The sequence below is a fragment of the Rothia sp. HMSC066G07 genome (assembly GCF_001814485.1).
Lineage (GTDB): Bacteria > Actinomycetota > Actinomycetes > Actinomycetales > Micrococcaceae > Rothia.
Genome location: NZ_KV816922.1, coordinates 350,298 through 366,353 on the forward strand (window position 1 = coordinate 350,298; position 16,056 = coordinate 366,353).

A 16,056-nucleotide genomic window follows, 5' to 3' on the forward strand; every position below is an offset into this window, starting at 1 on the left:
GCGAATTTTTTCAGGGTTTTCCCATATTTTTCAGCCCCCAGACGGAGGGATGAGCCGCCAAGAAGCTGAGATGATAGAAGTGTACTTCCGTTAGTTCATACCCAATGAAGGTTGTCATGACGCAGAATCCTCAATCCCAGAACCATCCTCAAACCCAGAACCCGCAGTTCCAGGCTCAGAACCCGTACTCAATGACCCCTCCGCAGGCGGTGCAGCCTGCCGGTCAGTATTCCGCTCAGCAAGGTCATCCCCAGCAGGGTCAGCCCGGCCAGCCCGGCCAGCAGGGCTACTACCAGAGTCAGCCGCAGGGCTACCCGGCTCAGGCACCTCAGCAGATGCAGCAGGCGCCCTTCGCGCGCGGCGCGATTATTTCTGCCCGTAACCTGCACAAGTCGTACGGCAATAACCCGGTGCTGCGTAACGTGAGCCTCGATATTTACCCCGGCGAGTCTGTAGCGATTATGGGTCCTTCCGGTTCCGGTAAGACCACCCTGTTGCATGCGCTCTCGGGCATTATCAAGCTCGATGCCGGTTCTGTGCTGTTCAACGGCCCGGCCGGTCAGGTGGCGGTGGAGTCCCTCAGCGAGCGTGAGCGCACCTCCCTGCGCGCTAACTCGTTTGGTTTCGTGTTCCAGCAGGGTCTGCTGGTTCCCGAGCTGACCGCGGAGGAGAACGTTTCCCTTGCCGCGATGATTGCCGGTGTCCCCCGCCAGCAGGCGCGTTCCATTTCGGCTGATTTGCTGAACCGCCTGGGTCTGGGGCAGATGCTGGACCGCCGTATGGGTGAGATGTCCGGTGGTCAGGCGCAGCGTGTGGCGATTGCCCGCTCCCAGGTGAACGGTGCCCCCGTGACTTTCGCGGATGAGCCGACCGGTGCGCTGGATTCGAAGACCGCGCGTGAGGTGATGGCTCTGCTGCTGACCATGATTCCGCAGCAGGGTAAGACTCTGTTGGTGGTTACTCACGACCCGAACGTGGCGGCGGCGTGCTCCCGCGTGGTGTACCTGCAGGACGGTCAGATTGTGAGCGATCAGCGCAATAACCAGGGCGGTGTTCCCGCTTCCCAGAACCACGCTCAGAGCTTCGGCGCTCAGTCTCAGGCAGGTGCATAATGCAAATCTATGCTCTACTCGCCAAGCGAACCCTATGGAGTTCGCAGGCGATTCTTCCCGTGCTGGCTTTTGCCGCCTCCTCGGCGCTGTTTTTGACGGTTGCCGGTGGCGTTCAGGCACTGAGCACGTGGCTTGACCACGCCAACGTTGACCACGAACTGGTGAACCTGATGGGCATTCAGAAGCTCTACATGGGTTTGGCGTGGGTTGCCGCTCTGGTGCTGGTTGTTCCGCTCTTTACCCTGGGCGCTTCGGCTGCTCGTTTGAGTGCCCGCCGCCGTGACGAGCGTCTTGCGTCCCTGCGCCTGATTGGTGCCTCCACGACCCTGATTGTGGGTCTGTCGGTTGCGGACGCACTGGTGTACTCCCTCGTGGGTTTCATCATCGGTCTGCTGCTCTACCTGGTGCTGATTTTCCCGTTCGGTGCCATGCACTTCATGAACGTACCGCTGGGTGCTGAGAATATGCTCCTGCCGGTGAGCACGATCTTCTACTGCTTCCTGGGATGTATGGTCCTGGCGGCTCTCAGCTCCCTGTTCGGTTTGGCGAAGGTCAGCATCAGCCCGCTGGGTGTGCGTACCCGCGCGAAGGCTGGCTCAGCAGGTTACATTGCCATGGGTATCGGTGTTGTTCTGATCATTGCCGTGATGATTCTGGCGTCGACCTCCAGGGGCTTCAGCATGTTCTCACCCTTCCAGGACGGCGGTGCCGATAGCGCCATGAAGAACCTGGCGGTTTTCATTGCTCTGCCGGGTTTGCTGATGATGCTTGCCATCGACTGGATTGGCACCTTCCTGGTGTGGGCATACGCAAAGATTCGTGTGCGCATGACCCAGAAGGCATCGGTTCTGCTGGGTTACCGTGCGGTGTTGGAGTCCCCGCGCGGTGCGTGGCGTCAGGTTTCGGGTGTGGCACTGTCGACCTTCTTGGTGACCTTCTTCGGCCCCATCCTGATTCTGGCGGGTGAGATGAGCAAAGACGCGAAGCAAGCCGGTCCCGCTGCCGGCCCCTTCATGACCATCATGCAGGACATGTTCCAGGGCATGCTGCTCATGCTGTTCTTCTCATACCTGCTGGTCACCCTCTCCGCAGTGCTGAACCAGAGCGCCGCCATTTACGAGCGCGGTTCGCTGTATTCTTCGCTGAATATGATGGGTACCCCCACGAAGCTGCTGCAGGCTTCACGTCTTACCGTGGTCTTCGGTCCGCTGGTGCTCATCAGCGTGATTTCTGCACTACTGGGTCTGCCGCTGACGACTTTGATTGCGGCGCAGGGTCTTCCCGGTGAGGTTCTGGCGAAGATGTTCGGTCTGACCTTCGGCGCTATTGCGCTGGGTCTGGTACTGGTCTATGCGGGCCTGCTGGCAACCATTCCATTTATGCGTCAGGTGACTCATAAGCCGGTGTCCGCTCTCTAAGCTGTACGGTTGCTACCCTCCCGTTGCGTTCTCTCAGGATGCGGCGGGAGGGTTTCTTCATGTGGTTTTCCGTCCCGCCCGGTCTTTCGTTCCGTGGGCGAGGCGCAACCCCGCATGTTTTCTCACGCACCGGGCCACCGCTTCCATAGCCTCAAGCCCTGTGAGAGACTGACATTATGTTTGAACACACAGTACCCTCCGATTGGTTCCCCCGCTGCGCAATCTTCGACTGCGACGGCATCCTCCTCGACTCCGAGACCGTCTGGAACGATGTGCAGCGTGAGCTTTTCGCCCGCTGGTCTGTTCCCTTCACCGAGGAGGTCGAGCACCGCCTCACCGGCCTGGCGGCAGCCGACGTCGCCGAGGAGCTTGCCCTGCTCTCCTACGAGGCGCAGAACGGCCAGAAGCCGAATGTTGCCTCCGCAGAGTACGCCGAGCACCATGAACGCGTGATGAAGGACCTGCTCACCACCGAGCACGAGGTCATCAGCTCCGGCGTGGACCTGATTGAGGGTGCGCAGAAGTTCCTGGGCTTCCTGAGCGAGCACATGCCGGTTGCGGTGGCGTCGAACTCCACCGCGAACATTCTGACCCTGAAAATGGAAAGCTACGGTTACGCCCCGCTGGTGCGCACCTGGGTCAGCAGCAACGACGTTCCGGCCGGTAAGCCCGCCCCGGACATGTACCTGGAGGCGGCACGTCGCCTCGGCTTTGAAGGTCACGAGGCGCTGGCGTTCGAGGACTCCCCCGCGGGCGCGCAGGCGGCACGTGACGCCGGTACGAAGGTCATGATTTACGTGCCGGAAGGCACCGACCCGGCAAAGGCACCGGCCGGTTTTGGGCGCTTCGATTCGTTCAATGACCCGCAGCTCTGGGAGGCGGCACGCACCTGGGTCGCCAAGCTTGAGGCGGCACAGCAGTCCGAAGCATCGCAGGGCTAAGCAGCTAGCGTCCCCTCCCCTGGCGCAAAGAAACCCGGCACAAAGAAAGACCCCCGGCCCGCTCCTCAAGGAGCAGACCGGGGGTCTTCTATGCTGTATCAGCCGTACCTACAGTACCTACAAGGCCTACAAGGGGCACGAGCTTATCGGCGCATAACCTTCTTCGCCAGGAAGTTACCGATGAACTGAACCAGCTGAACCAGGACGATAATAATCGCCACAACAGCCCAGGTGATCTCATCGTTGAAGCGCTGGTAGCCGTCCACGATCGCGATCTTACCCAGACCGCCAGCACCCACGTAACCGGCCATAGCGGACATATCCACCACGCCAATGACGAGGAAGGTGTAACCGAGGATCAGCGGGCCAAGCGCCTCCGGAATCATCACGGTGAACAGGATGGTCAGCTTTGAAGCGCCCATCGCACGCGCCGCCTCAATCACGCCCGGGTCAATGGAGACCATGTTCTGCTCCACGATACGGGCAATAGCGAACGCAGCACCGAAGCTCATCGCGAAGACCGCAGCGTTCACGCCCAGGCGGGTACCCACCACAGCACTAGTCAGCGGGCCCAAAGCCGCAATCAAAATAATGAACGGAATCGGGCGAATCACGTTCACCAGAATGTTCAGGATCGTGTACACGAAGCGGTTCTGGAAGATGTTACCTTCACGGGTGGTGTACAGCAGCGCACCAACAATCAGGCCGACCAGACCTGCACACAGCATCGTAACAGACACCATGTAGAAGGTGTCGCCGATAGCCGGGAGCAGCTTCTCGGGCAGGAACTCGGACCAGTCCGTCTTAGACGCAGCCAGCGGAAGAGTAGTAGCAAACATTTAGCGCACCTCCTGCACGCGGGCAACGGTCTTCAGTTCGGCAACGGCGGCATCAATGCTGGTGATTTCGCCGAGAAGTTCCAGGGTGAGGGTACCGTACGCCTTACCCTGCAGGGTCTCAATACCGCCGCCCACAATGTTGAAGCGGACGTTACGGGCACCCAGGTAGGACAGCACCTTACCGAGCTCCTGGTTACCCTCCACGATTTCAACGTTGATGAGGTAACCCTTGTGGTTAGCGCGCAGCTCAGCCGCCTCCTTGCCGGTGGGGGCAAGCTTGACGGTGGTTGCCACGAACAGCTTCGCCACGTCGGTCTGCGGGTTGGAGAAGACGTCGTAGACGTTGCCCTGCTCGACCACGCGGCCGGACTCCATGACCGCCACACGGTCAGCGATGCTGGAGACCACGTCCATCTCGTGGGTAATGACCACGACGGTCACACCCAGTTCGCGGTTCACACGCTTGAGCAGAGCGAGCACTTCATGAGTGGTTTCCGGGTCCAGCGCGCTGGTGGACTCATCCGCCAGCAGCAGGGCGGGGCTGGTCGCGAGCGCACGGGCAATACCCACACGCTGCTTCTGACCGCCCGAAAGCTGGTTCGGGTAGTGGCCTGCACGGTCGGCAAGACCCACAAACTCGAGCATTTCCAGGGCGCGGGCGCGGCGGTCCTTCTTAGACCAGCCGGCAATCTTCAGGGGGAACTCGACGTTACCGAGCACGGTGCGGGAGTTCATCAGGTTGAACTGCTGGAAGATCATACCGATGTTGGTGCGTGCTTCGCGCAGTTCGGAGTCGCGCTTGCCGGAAATTTCGAAGCCGCCGACGGTCAGGGTGCCGCTGGTGGTGGTTTCCAGGCCGTTAATGAGGCGGACCAGGGTGGACTTACCGGCGCCGGAGTAGCCGATAATTGCAAAGATTTCACCGCGGTTAATGGTGAGGGAGACGTTGTCGACAGCAACTACTGCCTTGGGGCCGTTGCCGAAGACCTTGGAGACTCCGTCCAGAACCACCATGGGCGAGGTGCTGTCGCCGAAGCTCTGTGCCAGTTCACTCATAAATATGTATCCGTAAATGTCGTGGTTGGGGCGCTAAAGGGCCTTAACGCCGTTACGCAAAGGACGGTAAGCCTTCACCCGCATCGGGTTCTTAGACTTACCGCCTTTGCGTATGCCTAGAAGAGGCGTGTATTCAGAAGATTACTTCTTGGCGCGCAGCTTGGCTTCTTCGTTAGCCAGGGACTGACGCAGCTCGTCGGTGCTCACGTTGACCTCAACAGCGGTGCCGCGGGTCTCTTCCTGAACGACGTCCATGACGGCCTTCGAGTGGAAGAGTTCGACGATCTTCTTGTAGGTCTCGTCGTCAGCCTTGTCCTTCTGAGCAACGAAGAGGTTCACATACTTGATGGCCGAGGGGTCGGTCTTGGGGTCGTCCTGAGCCAGTGCGTCTGCGGGCTTCAGGCCTGCATCCTTGAGGAAGTCGTTGTTGACGACTGCGCCGTCAGCGGACTCCATGCCAACCACGGTCTGGGTTGCGTCGACGGGGGTGACCTTCACCTTGGAGTTAGCGGTGTCCACGTCGTCGATGGTGGGTGCGTCAACGTCAGCGTTCTTGAAGGTGACCAGACCGTTGGTCTTCAGCAGCTTCAGTGCGCGTGCCTCGTTCACGGTGTCGTTCGGGATAACGATCTCGCCGCCCTGGGGGATGTCAGCCAACTTGGAGTGCTTCTTGGAGAACAGAGCCATCGGGTAGATGACGGTCGGACCGACAATCTGCAGGTCCTTGTTAGCGCTCACGTTGTAGTTAGACAGGTACGCGATGTGCTGGAAGCGGTTCATGTCGATGTCACCGGCGTCCAGTGCGGGGTTCGGCTCGGTGTAAGCGCTGAACTCCTTGTACTCAATGTCGATACCCTGCTTCTTAGCTTCTTCCTTCAGGGTCTTGTTGAACTTCTCAGAGCCAACCACACCGATGGTGACCTTCTTGGATGCGGAAGAGGAGGAAGAGGAGGAGTTGGTGGAACCGCAGGCTGCCAGGCCAAAGACCATGGGGACAACTGCGAGTGCAGCAGCAAACTTCTTCACGGCTATGAATCTTTCTGTTGAATGATGATGCGTTCCACCGGGTGCTGACGTTGGTATTAGCACGTCCGATGGGAATGATGATGGGACAATTACAGCACGGGCGGGGGCGGGTGTGGAAGTTAAGAGCTATTCATGAGACACAGAACGTCAAGGTCGTCATATTTTGTCATATTTCGTCATGCGGTGATTATTTCCAGGTTATAAAGCGTCATTACCGGTGTATTCAGGCGCACACAAAACGCCGGCAAGGGCACAAAAACCCAAGCCAGCGTCCATCTAACCCACTCATTACGAGCAGGCGGCGAATCAACCAGTACTACTGATCGAACTCGCCCGAAGCAATCAGCTGCTCACGCACCTTACGGCGTAGAACCTTACCCAGCATCGAACGGGGCAGGTCATCCACCACCACGATGCGGCGCGGAACCTTATAGCGGGTCACCTTCGAATAGCAGTGCTCGCGCAGAGTGTGCTCCTGCACCACTCGGCCCGGGGCGGCAACCACAGCGGCAACGACCATCTCGCCACCGGCGGGCAGCGGAATACCGACGACCGCCGCATCCGCGACCATGTCGTGCTGCTTGAGGGCAACCTCAACCTCCGTCGGGGAGACGTTGAAGCCACCGGTGATGATGACCTCCTTGATGCGGTCGACAATCTGGATGAAGTAGTCCTCGTCCAGGCGCACAATATCGCCGGTACGCAGCCAACCATCGGGGGTGATGGTCTTCGCCGTCTCGTCTTCGCGCTTCCAGTAGCCAGCAAAACGCTGAGGGCCCTTCACCCACAGCTCGCCCTCTTCACCATCGGGCACGTCTTCACCAGTTTCCGGGTCCACCACACGAATATCGGTGGAGGGGAACGGAACACCAATAAAACCGGCGCGGCGAGTGTCATTGAGCGGGTTGCAGGACACCAGCGGCGCGCACTCGGTCAGGCCGTAGCCTTCCACCATGAAACCGCCGGATGCTTCCTCCCACTCGGCAACCAGCTCAGGCGGCAGGTTCATCGCACCAGAGACCGCGTAACGGATACCCTCCAGGGACACGCCGCGCTTCTTCGCCTCATCCATGAGGCGGCGGTACACCGGCGGAACCGCAGGAAGAATGGTCGGGCGGGTCTTCTTCATTGCCTTCAAAATCAGGTCCATGTCCACGGTCGGGAACAGCACCAGGCGGGCACGGCACAGGGACGCAATCGTCACGCCCAGGGTCATACCGTACGCGTGGAACAGCGGCAGAACCGAGTAAATCACCTCGTCATCGCCCGGGTTAATCCATGCCTCACCCATGCGGCCGTTAGACTCCAGGTTGCGGTGCGTGAGCATCACACCCTTCGGCAGGCCGGTCGTACCCGAGGTGTACTGCAGCAGCGCAATATCGTGCGCGGTCGGGCGGCGATGCGACGGGTCAATACGCTCACTCTTCACCAAATGAGCCCACGACACCGTACCCGGCGCGGAGCCGGTCAGCTTCTCACGCGAAGCACGCGCACTCTTCACCGGCAGCTTCAGCGCGGTACGCATCAGCACGGGCATCGCCGAAATCATGTTCACCGAATAGATATGGTTCGGGCGGATATCCGACGGCAGACCCGTAATATGCGAGGCAATCTTATCCCACACAATCGCGACCTTCGCACCGTGATCCTCAAACATGTGGCGCAACTCCGCGCCCGTATACAGCGGGTTATGCTCCACCACAATCGCACCCAGACGCAGAATCGCGTAAAACGCCGCAATATGCTGAGGACAGTTCGGCAAAATCAGCGCCACACGGTCACCCGGCTGCACGCCCGCCACACGCAGACCCTCCGCCGCACGCTCAATCTGATCCCCCAACTCAGCGTAGGTCGTGGTCGCGCCAAAAAACTCCAGCGCCACCTTGTGGGGTACGGTGCGGACCGCCTCATCAATGAGGTGACTCAACGACGTCTCCGGGAGCTCAATATCGCGTGCAGTCCACGTAGCATAGTTCTTCAACCAGGGACGATGCGCCAACGGATGCGCGCCAGCCGACGCGCCAGCGGGGGATGCAGGAGCCGCCGCATCCTGCAGGTTCGTGTTCTTCTGAGCCTCAGTCATGCAATGATTGTGCCTTCCCGCCCCCGCAGGCTTCAACTCTGCAGCGCTTCTTCCCACGCTGAAAATCACACGGTACGCCCGCCCCAGATACCGCAATAAACACCGAAACACTAAGGTAAACCCAAGCAACTCTGGGATACTTAAAGCATGAGTAAACGACAGCAAGAGATCACTGACGAACAGTTCAAGAAGCTCCTCCGCGAAATTTCCAAACGATTCGCTATCGCCGGAGGAGTCGTCATTCTCTTCGGAATGGCCATCATCGCGCTAGTCTACCTTCTGGGAGGAGCCCACTAATGCACACCCCGCAGCGCCCCACTGGTGAAAACTTCAACCGCATGACCAACGGTTCCGTCTACATGGCCGACGCCGAATGCGCCGCACAGTTCAAGCGCATTTACGCCGCCACCATCCTCGCCGAAGAACACTACGCACGCGGCGAGCAGGCGCAGGCAATGCACGTCTACCGTGAACACCTCGGCCACCTGGGCGAACACGCCCACATCCGCCCCGGCGCACGCTTCGACTACGGCGTGAACACCTACATCGGTAACGGCTCCTTCTTCAACTTCGGCACCGTCTTCCTGGACGTCTGCCCGATCCGCATCGGCTCCACCGTACTGGTTGGCAGCAACGTACAGTTCATGACCCCCACCCACCCGCTCCACCCCGGCGACCGCGCCGACTACTGGGAAGCAGGCGCACCCATCACCGTTGAAGACAACGTATGGATCGGTAGCGGAGCTATCATCCTGGGCGGCGTGACCATCGGCAAGAACTCCGTCATCGGCGCAGGCACCGTCGTCACCAAGGACGTCCCCGCTAACTCCCTCGTGGTGGGCAACCCCGGCCGCGTCATTCGTACCCTGGGCGAGAACGAGCGCCCCGCGCACCCGCACACCTTCTCCGCAGAAGCTATGGAAGAAGCACGCGCCTTCTACGCTGACCGCGCGCTCTAAGGCAACCCGCACACCACGACCCCAGGATTAGATCCAAAGGACTTAATGAACGCACAGAACAACACCCCGCAGCAGCGTCCGGCTGCCGCGGCGTCCTCCCCCACCGAAAGTGACCTGTGGGAGGCGGCATTCTCCTCCGACGACCCCACCGTGGTCCTGACCGATGAGGAGCTGAACGCGGCACGCCGCGCCCACGAAAAGGCGCGCGAGTCGAGCTCTTCGGCGCAGTCCTCCGCACAGTCCTCGCAGGATGCGACCCGCCCCCTCACCCAGGCGGCTACCGCAACCCAGCCGATCCTCTCCCCCAGCGCCACTTCTCAAGGCGCAGAATCCGGCGCTCACTTCGGCGAACCCGGAGATGACAACCTCAGCTGGCTCGACAAGCCTGCAGCCCCCAGCACGGACAACGTACGCGGCGGTGGCGCCCCCACTACCGCACCTGCCACCGCTGCAAGCTACGAGGTGCCCGCACCCGGCAACGCCCACGCGGCATCGAGCACCCCGCAGGCTGACCCCGCGGCAGATGACCGCTTCGTCATCCCCACCCCCGCAGGTGATGCCGCTGGTTCGGACCCCATCCTCACCGCCGCAACCGCACTGTCCATGCAGAAGAGCCGCTACTCCCGCATGCACCTGCTGCCCGGTCTGCTCGGCTGGCTGATTACCATCTCCCTCATGGACGGTGGCCTGTGGGCTATCAAGTCGTGGCTGACCCTGACCGGTCAGACCGAGTCCGTCGAGTACGCCTCGGTGGTCTCCCGTCTCTTCAGCGGCGCATCGAACGCTGTGCCGGTCGCGGTGGCGTTGGGTGTGCTCACCTTCTTCGCCTACCTGGTGGGCGGTTACGCGGCCGGACGCATGGCACGATTCGCGGGCGCGAAGCAGGGCATTGCCGTATGGCTCTGGCAGATTATGGTGCTCATCATCGGGTCCCTGGCGACCTTCCTCGCGCCTCAGCTGTTCCAGAACGGTGTCGCGTCCCTGTCCCTGCAGAAGCTGATGGGGGGCGACTTCGCGAACGGCCTGCTGGCGGTTCTGCTGGTTCTGGCGTTGAGCTTCCTCGGCGCTATCCTCGGCGGCCTATTGGGACGCCTGTACCACCGCCGCGTGGACAAGTACCCGAGCGACCAGGTGGCACGCGAGGACGCCTAGTCTTCTAAGCACCCGCGCCTCGTTGCGATAGGGATAAAACGTGCAGAAAACCTCCGGTACCTTACGAAAGGTACCGGAGGTTTTCTGTATCTAAGTATCTGTATCCTAAACGGCCTTAGCTACCCAGCAATACGGCGCTGACTAGCCAAAATGTTCCGCTTAGTGGTCCAGCAGCAGTGCAGGCTCCTCAAGAATCGCAGCCACATCAGCCATGAAACGAGCTGACAGGTCGCCATCCACCACACGGTGATCGAAGGAGCCACCCAGGGTCGTCACCCAGCGAGGAATGACCTCACCATCAACCACCCACGGCTTCTGCTTGATCGTACCGAAGGCAACAATCGCCACCTCACCGGGGTTAATAATCGGGGTACCCGTATCAATACCCAGCGAACCGATGTTCGTAATGGTCAGGGTGCCGTTCGCCATCTCAGCGGGCTGAGTCTTACCCTCACGGGCGCGAGTGGTCAGGTTGTTCAGCGCGATAGCCAGCTCACGCAGGGACAGCTCCTGAGCGTCCTTAATGTTCGGAACCATCAGGCCGCGCGGGGTCGCCGCAGCAATACCCAGGTTCATGAAGTGCTTAATCTGGATTTCGCTATCGGTCCAGGTCGCGTTGACCTGCGGGTTACGCTCAGCAGCCCAAATGACCGCGGCGGCAAGCACCAGCAGCGGGGTGACCTTCACACCCTCAAAGTGGCGGGACTTCTTCAAACGCTTCACGAACTCCATGGTGCGGGAGGCATCAACATCCACGAAGATGGACACGTGCGGGGCGCTAAACGCCGAAGCAACCATAGCCTTCGCGGTAGCCTTACGCACGCCACGCACCGGGATGCGCTCAATGCGGTCACCGGGGGTGGCTGCGGGCTGCCAGAACGGCTGGCGGGCGCCGCTATGCTGCACATCGCTCAGGTGCGCCACATAGTTCATGAGGTCCTGCTTGGTCACCTGGCCGCGCGCACCGGTAGCGGTCACGTTCGCCAGGTCAACACCCAGCTCCTTTGCGGCAAGACGCACCGGAGGCGGCGCGAGGGTCGGGCGGTGCGGAACCTGCTCAGGAGCCAAAGTCGGCGCGGGAGCCGCTGCGGGCTCGGGTGCCAGACGCTGCACCACCGAGTTCAGCGGGGTGTTCTCCACAAAGCGGGAGGCGCGCTCAGCCAGCTCGCTCAGCAGGCCCTGGTTGCGATTCACCGAGTCGGCGGGGGTGTGTGCCACGGGTGCCTGAACAGCCGGTGCTACCGGTGCCGTAGCAGCCTGTGCGGGCTGGGCTGCGGAAGCAGGGCGCTTGCGGGCGCGACGCTTCACAGCGTCCGCCTTGGGGCCGGAACCGACCAGTGCGGTGCCGGACTCAGCCTCTGCTGCGGCGGGTGCCGCCGGGGTTGCGGGGGCGTTGTCGCCGCCGGAGATGCTGATGATTGGGGTGCCCACCTCAACGGTTTCACCTTCGGCAACGAGTAGCGCCTCGACGGTGCCGGCGAAGGGCGAGGGAAGTTCCACGACGCTCTTCGCGGTTTCAATTTCAACGAGGACGTCGTTGATGGCGACCTCGGTGCCGACGGCAACCTTCCAGCTGAGGATTTCTGCTTCGGTCAGGCCTTCACCCACGTCAGGGAGCGGGAAAATCTGGGACATTTTTACCTCTCACTAGGGCATATACCCTATACGGAATATTCTGTGCGGGCTCGCAACCCGCCATAGCGCAACACGCTGATACGTCAGATCAGGGAATGCCTAGTAGTCAAAAGCGCGGTCAACCGCCTCAAGAATACGGTCAATATCGGGCACGTACTCTTCCTCAACGCGGGAAATCGGGTACGGCATGTAGTAGCCGCCAACGCGAATCACCGGCGCCTGCAGGCTGTAGAAGCAACGCTCCGTAATCGCCGCAGCCAACTCACCACCCATACCACCAAAGGTCGGCGCCTCGTGCGCAATAATCAGGCGGCCAGTCTTCGCCACCGAAGCGGCAACGGTCGGCACATCCAGCGGCGAAATCGAGCGCAGGTCAATAACCTCAATCGAACGGCCGTCCTCCATGGCAGCCTCTGCCGCAGCCAGAGCAACCGGCACCAGCGGACCGTACGCAACGATGGTCGCGTCCGTACCCTCACGCACCACCTGGGCGCTAAACGGATCAAAGGAAGTGTCACTAAAGTCCACTTCACCCTTGAGCCAGTAGCGGCGCTTCGGCTCAAAAATAATGACCGGGTCGGGGCACTCAATCGCCTTGCGGGTCATCCAGTACGCCTCGTGCGGGGTCGAAGGGGTCACAATACGCAGACCCGCGGTGTGGGCAAACAGCGCCTCCGGGGACTCGGAGTGGTGCTCCACCGAACCAATCACGCCACCGTACGGAATGCGGATAGTCACCGGCACCGTGTACTGCTTATCGGTGCGGTTGTGAATCTTCGCCAGCTGGCTCGTAATTTGGTTGTAGGCGGGGAACACGAAGCCGTCGAACTGAATCTCCGGCACGGGGCGGTAGCCACGCAGGGCCATACCGATGGAGGTGCCGATAATGCCGGACTCTCCCAGGGGCGCATCCATGACGCGGCGGTTGCCGAAGCGCGCCTGCAGGCCCTCGGTCACACGGTACACGCCACCAAGCTTGCCGATATCCTCACCGAGCATGACGACGGTGCGGTCGGCTTCCATGGCGTCTTCTAGGCCGCGGGTAATCGCCTTGGCGAGGGTCAAACGTTCAATTTTCTCGCTCATGCTTACTCCTCTTCAAAGCCTGCAACGTAGTTACGGTAGAACTCGCGGTCGTCTTCCACCTGCTGGTGTTCCTGCGCGTAGACGCGGTCGAAAAAATGCTCAAAGTCGGCAACTTCGCTGTTCAGCACTGCCTCGCGCACGCCGGATGCGACCTGCTGCGCGGATTCTGCAACCTCAGCAAAGAATGCATCATCGGCGTAGCCGTTATCACGCAGGTGCTTCTCAAGGCGCAGCATGGGGTCGCGACGCAGAGGACCTTCCAGGTCGGCATCGGTGCGGTACTTGGTGGGGTCGTCCGCGGTGGTGTGCGGGCCGAGGCGGTAGGTCTCAGCTTCAATCAGCACGGGGCCTTCACCGGCACGAATCTTCTCCATGGCGTAGCGGGTCGCGGCGAGCACCGCGAGAACGTCGTTGCCGTCCACGCGGATACCTTCAAAGCCGTAGCCTGCGGCGCGGGTGGACACCGGCACGCGGGACTGCACCTCGAAGGGCACGGAGATAGCCCAGCGGTTGTTCTGCACGAAGAAGAGCACCGGTGCGTTATAGGAGGCGGCAAAAACCATGGACTCGTGCGCATCACCCTCGGTGGAGGAGCCGTCACCGAAGTAGACCGCCACGGCAGGCTTCTGGGTGTCCTCGGCAGGGTCGGTTGCCTGGCCCTGACCGGTGCGGCGGATGCCGGTTTCAGCCTCGATGTCGGCGTCGAAGTTCAGACCCATGGCGTAGCCGACTGCATGCAGGGTCTGGGCGGCAAGCACCTTGGTGTAGGTGTGGAAGTTGTGTGCCTTCATGTCCCAGCCGTGGGTGGTGGAGCCGCGGAAGATGGTGATCAGGTCGCGGAAGTCCACGCCGCGCGCCAGGGCGACGGCGTGCTCACGGTAGGAGGGGAAGATGTAGTCGTTGGGCGCGTAGGCGAGTGCGGAGCCGATCTGTGCGGCTTCCTGGCCTCGACTGGGTACCCAGAGGGCGAGCTGACCCTGGCGCTGCAGGGCGGTTGCCTCGTCGTCGAATCGGCGGGTGGGGTACATGAGGCGGTATGCCTCGCGCAGGGTGTCTGCGTTGACGTCTTCGATGTACCGGCTGTAGGTGGGGTGTTCGTGTACGGTGCCGTTTTCATCCATGAGCTGGATGCGTTCGGGCACTCCCGGGTACTTGTCGTTCTCGTGCATCTAACCTCCACACGTGACGAGGGCTTGGCCCTCAGCGGCCCGGGTTTTAGTCTCAACGTTCACCTGATGGTGCAGGGTTTGAGGTGTTCCGGCAGGCCTGTGAGGGTCTGGGTATATATAGTTACCAGTCTACTCTTTCCGGCTTTATCTCGCGGCAGTTACGCTGATAACGCAGTGTATTGTGCCCTGTCATTCACTATTTGAACATCATTAAATTAAACCTCCCATATATTCTTTTTCTAGAATATATAGGAGGTTTAGTTTAGCCATTAAGCGCTTTTTCGAGCCGCCATTTTTCCCACGCGAGAACCATTTGAAAAGCTTAAACGATCCTCGACAAGGGAAAATAGTACATTGTTCAATTATGGTCGGGTCATCACCCAAGCCCCTTCACAAGAGGCTCTAGAGACCCTTCGCGAAGACCTCGCAGAGCGAGAGGAAACGGTCGTTCGCCTCCACTTCACCGATACTCACGCGAACACCCTCGGTACCAAACGCACGCACCGACAGCGCATGCTCAGCCATCAGCTGCACGAACTCACCCGTGCGCTCCCCCAGCGGCAGCCATACAAAGTTCGCGTAGGTGCTCGGGAACTCGTACCCCAGCTCGCGCAAGCGGGCGGTCACGCGCTCACGCTCAGAGACCAGGTGGCTCACGCGCTCCATCACCGCATCCTCATGCTCGATGGAGGCGATAGCCGCCGCCTCAGCCAGCGCCGTCACGGCGAACGGGGTTGCCGCCACGCGCAGGTGCTGCGTAATCTGCGGGTGCGAAATCGAGTAGCCCACGCGCAGACCCGCCAGGCCCTGCGCCTTGGAGAAGGTGCGCAGAATAATGACGTTCTCATAGTCGCGGTAGATGTCCAGGCCGTTCAGCGGGGCTTCTTCACCTTCCGGCACGGTGGAGGCGGCGCAGAACTCGAAGTACGCCTCATCAATCACCACGGGGATGTGGGCGGGCACCTTCTCCAGGAACGCACGGATTTGGCTTTCGGTGACGGCGGGGCCGGTCGGGTTGTTGGGGGTGCAGACCAGGATCAGGCGGGTGCGGTCGGTGATGGCTGCCGCCATGGCGTCCAGGTCGTGTGAGCCGTCGGGCAGGTTCGGCACCTGCACGCTGCGAGCGCCCATAATGCCGACGAGGATCGGGTATGCCTCGAAGGAGCGCCAGGCGTAGATGACTTCATCCTGCACGCCGTCGGCGTTTACGCCGGCGAAGGTTTTGAGGATTTGGTTGAGCGCACCGAGGCTTCCGGCACCGGTGACGATGTCGTCAGCGTCCACGCCGAGCCGTGCGGAGAGCTTCTGACGCAGGGCGGTGGAGAGCGGGTCGGGGTAGCGGTGCGCTGTCGCAAATTCTGCGAGGACGCGCGCAACCTCGGGTACGGGGCCCAGCGGGTTCTCGTTCGAGGAGAGCTTGTACTGAGTGAGGCCTTCAACGGGTGTGGGCGGCTTGCCTGCCGCGTAGCTGGGCAGGGTGTTGAAGACGGGGCGGACCGGGATGTTGGCGTGTTCAGCTGACTGGCTCATGGTTCCAGTATGTGCCTGCGGGCGGCTCGGAGGCTAACGCTTCTCACCTG

The 16,056-nt window shown here is 61.0% G+C and carries 13 protein-coding genes; 5 read left to right on the forward strand and 8 right to left on the reverse strand.

Features of this window, described 5'->3' with window-relative positions; all coding sequences use genetic code 11:
* Positions 1-116 precede the first annotated feature (116 nt).
* From HMPREF2971_RS03015 to HMPREF2971_RS03025, 3 genes are all read left to right on the forward strand, one after another.
* Positions 117-1,112, forward strand: a complete 996-nt coding sequence (locus HMPREF2971_RS03015; RefSeq protein ID WP_049363716.1) for an ABC transporter ATP-binding protein — start codon at positions 117-119, stop codon at positions 1,110-1,112.
* Positions 1,112-2,530, forward strand: a complete 1,419-nt coding sequence (locus HMPREF2971_RS03020) for an FtsX-like permease family protein (RefSeq protein ID WP_049363510.1) — start codon at positions 1,112-1,114, stop codon at positions 2,528-2,530. The genes HMPREF2971_RS03015 and HMPREF2971_RS03020 overlap by 1 nt, the downstream gene beginning before the upstream one ends.
* 176 nt (positions 2,531-2,706) lie before the next feature.
* Positions 2,707-3,471 carry an HAD family hydrolase gene (locus tag HMPREF2971_RS03025; RefSeq protein WP_070691230.1) on the forward strand — a complete coding sequence of 255 codons (765 nt, stop codon included), beginning with the start codon at positions 2,707-2,709 and terminating at the stop codon, positions 3,469-3,471.
* Positions 3,472-3,614: 143 nt separating this feature from the next.
* On the opposite strand, the gene HMPREF2971_RS03030 is transcribed toward HMPREF2971_RS03025, so the two are convergent.
* The 4 genes from HMPREF2971_RS03030 to HMPREF2971_RS03045 all read right to left on the reverse strand — a co-directional run bounded on the left by HMPREF2971_RS03030 (position 3,615) and on the right by HMPREF2971_RS03045 (position 8,475).
* The gene (locus tag HMPREF2971_RS03030) at positions 3,615-4,310 is read right to left on the reverse strand and encodes a methionine ABC transporter permease (RefSeq protein WP_070507236.1); all 696 of its coding nucleotides are present in this window, start codon (positions 4,308-4,310) and stop codon (positions 3,615-3,617) included.
* Positions 4,311-5,366, reverse strand: a complete 1,056-nt coding sequence (locus HMPREF2971_RS03035; protein ID WP_049353211.1) for a methionine ABC transporter ATP-binding protein — start codon at positions 5,364-5,366, stop codon at positions 4,311-4,313.
* Between the two features lie 141 nt (positions 5,367-5,507).
* Positions 5,508-6,392 (reverse strand): MetQ/NlpA family ABC transporter substrate-binding protein, encoded by an 885-nt coding sequence (locus tag HMPREF2971_RS03040; RefSeq protein WP_070507239.1) that lies wholly within the window; start codon positions 6,390-6,392, stop codon positions 5,508-5,510.
* Between the two features lie 316 nt (positions 6,393-6,708).
* Entirely contained in the window at positions 6,709-8,475 is a 1,767-nt protein-coding gene (locus HMPREF2971_RS03045; protein ID WP_070691232.1) for a long-chain-fatty-acid--CoA ligase, read from the reverse strand.
* 296 nt (positions 8,476-8,771) lie between these two features.
* Here HMPREF2971_RS03045 and HMPREF2971_RS03050 point away from each other — a divergent pair, with 296 nt between their 5' ends.
* Both HMPREF2971_RS03050 and HMPREF2971_RS03055 read left to right on the forward strand, forming a co-directional pair.
* Positions 8,772-9,434, forward strand: coding sequence for a sugar O-acetyltransferase (locus tag HMPREF2971_RS03050; RefSeq protein WP_012902830.1), 663 nt, complete (start codon positions 8,772-8,774; stop codon positions 9,432-9,434).
* Between the two features lie 45 nt (positions 9,435-9,479).
* Positions 9,480-10,586 (forward strand): hypothetical protein, encoded by a 1,107-nt coding sequence (locus HMPREF2971_RS03055; protein WP_070691235.1) that lies wholly within the window; start codon positions 9,480-9,482, stop codon positions 10,584-10,586.
* Between the two features lie 159 nt (positions 10,587-10,745).
* Here HMPREF2971_RS03055 and HMPREF2971_RS03060 read toward each other — a convergent pair whose 3' ends face one another.
* The 4 genes from HMPREF2971_RS03060 to HMPREF2971_RS03075 all read right to left on the reverse strand — a co-directional run bounded on the left by HMPREF2971_RS03060 (position 10,746) and on the right by HMPREF2971_RS03075 (position 16,006).
* Positions 10,746-12,221 carry a dihydrolipoamide acetyltransferase family protein gene (locus tag HMPREF2971_RS03060; protein ID WP_070691237.1) on the reverse strand — a complete coding sequence of 492 codons (1,476 nt, stop codon included), beginning with the start codon at positions 12,219-12,221 and terminating at the stop codon, positions 10,746-10,748.
* 99 nt (positions 12,222-12,320) lie between these two features.
* The gene (locus HMPREF2971_RS03065) at positions 12,321-13,307 is read right to left on the reverse strand and encodes an alpha-ketoacid dehydrogenase subunit beta (RefSeq protein WP_070691241.1); all 987 of its coding nucleotides are present in this window, start codon (positions 13,305-13,307) and stop codon (positions 12,321-12,323) included.
* 2 nt (positions 13,308-13,309) lie between these two features.
* Complete coding sequence (locus HMPREF2971_RS03070; protein ID WP_070691243.1) at positions 13,310-14,476, reverse strand: thiamine pyrophosphate-dependent enzyme; 1,167 nt, start codon at positions 14,474-14,476, stop codon at positions 13,310-13,312.
* Between the two features lie 402 nt (positions 14,477-14,878).
* Positions 14,879-16,006 (reverse strand): histidinol-phosphate transaminase, encoded by a 1,128-nt coding sequence (locus HMPREF2971_RS03075; RefSeq protein ID WP_012902822.1) that lies wholly within the window; start codon positions 16,004-16,006, stop codon positions 14,879-14,881.
* Between the last annotated feature and the right edge of the window lie 50 nt (positions 16,007-16,056).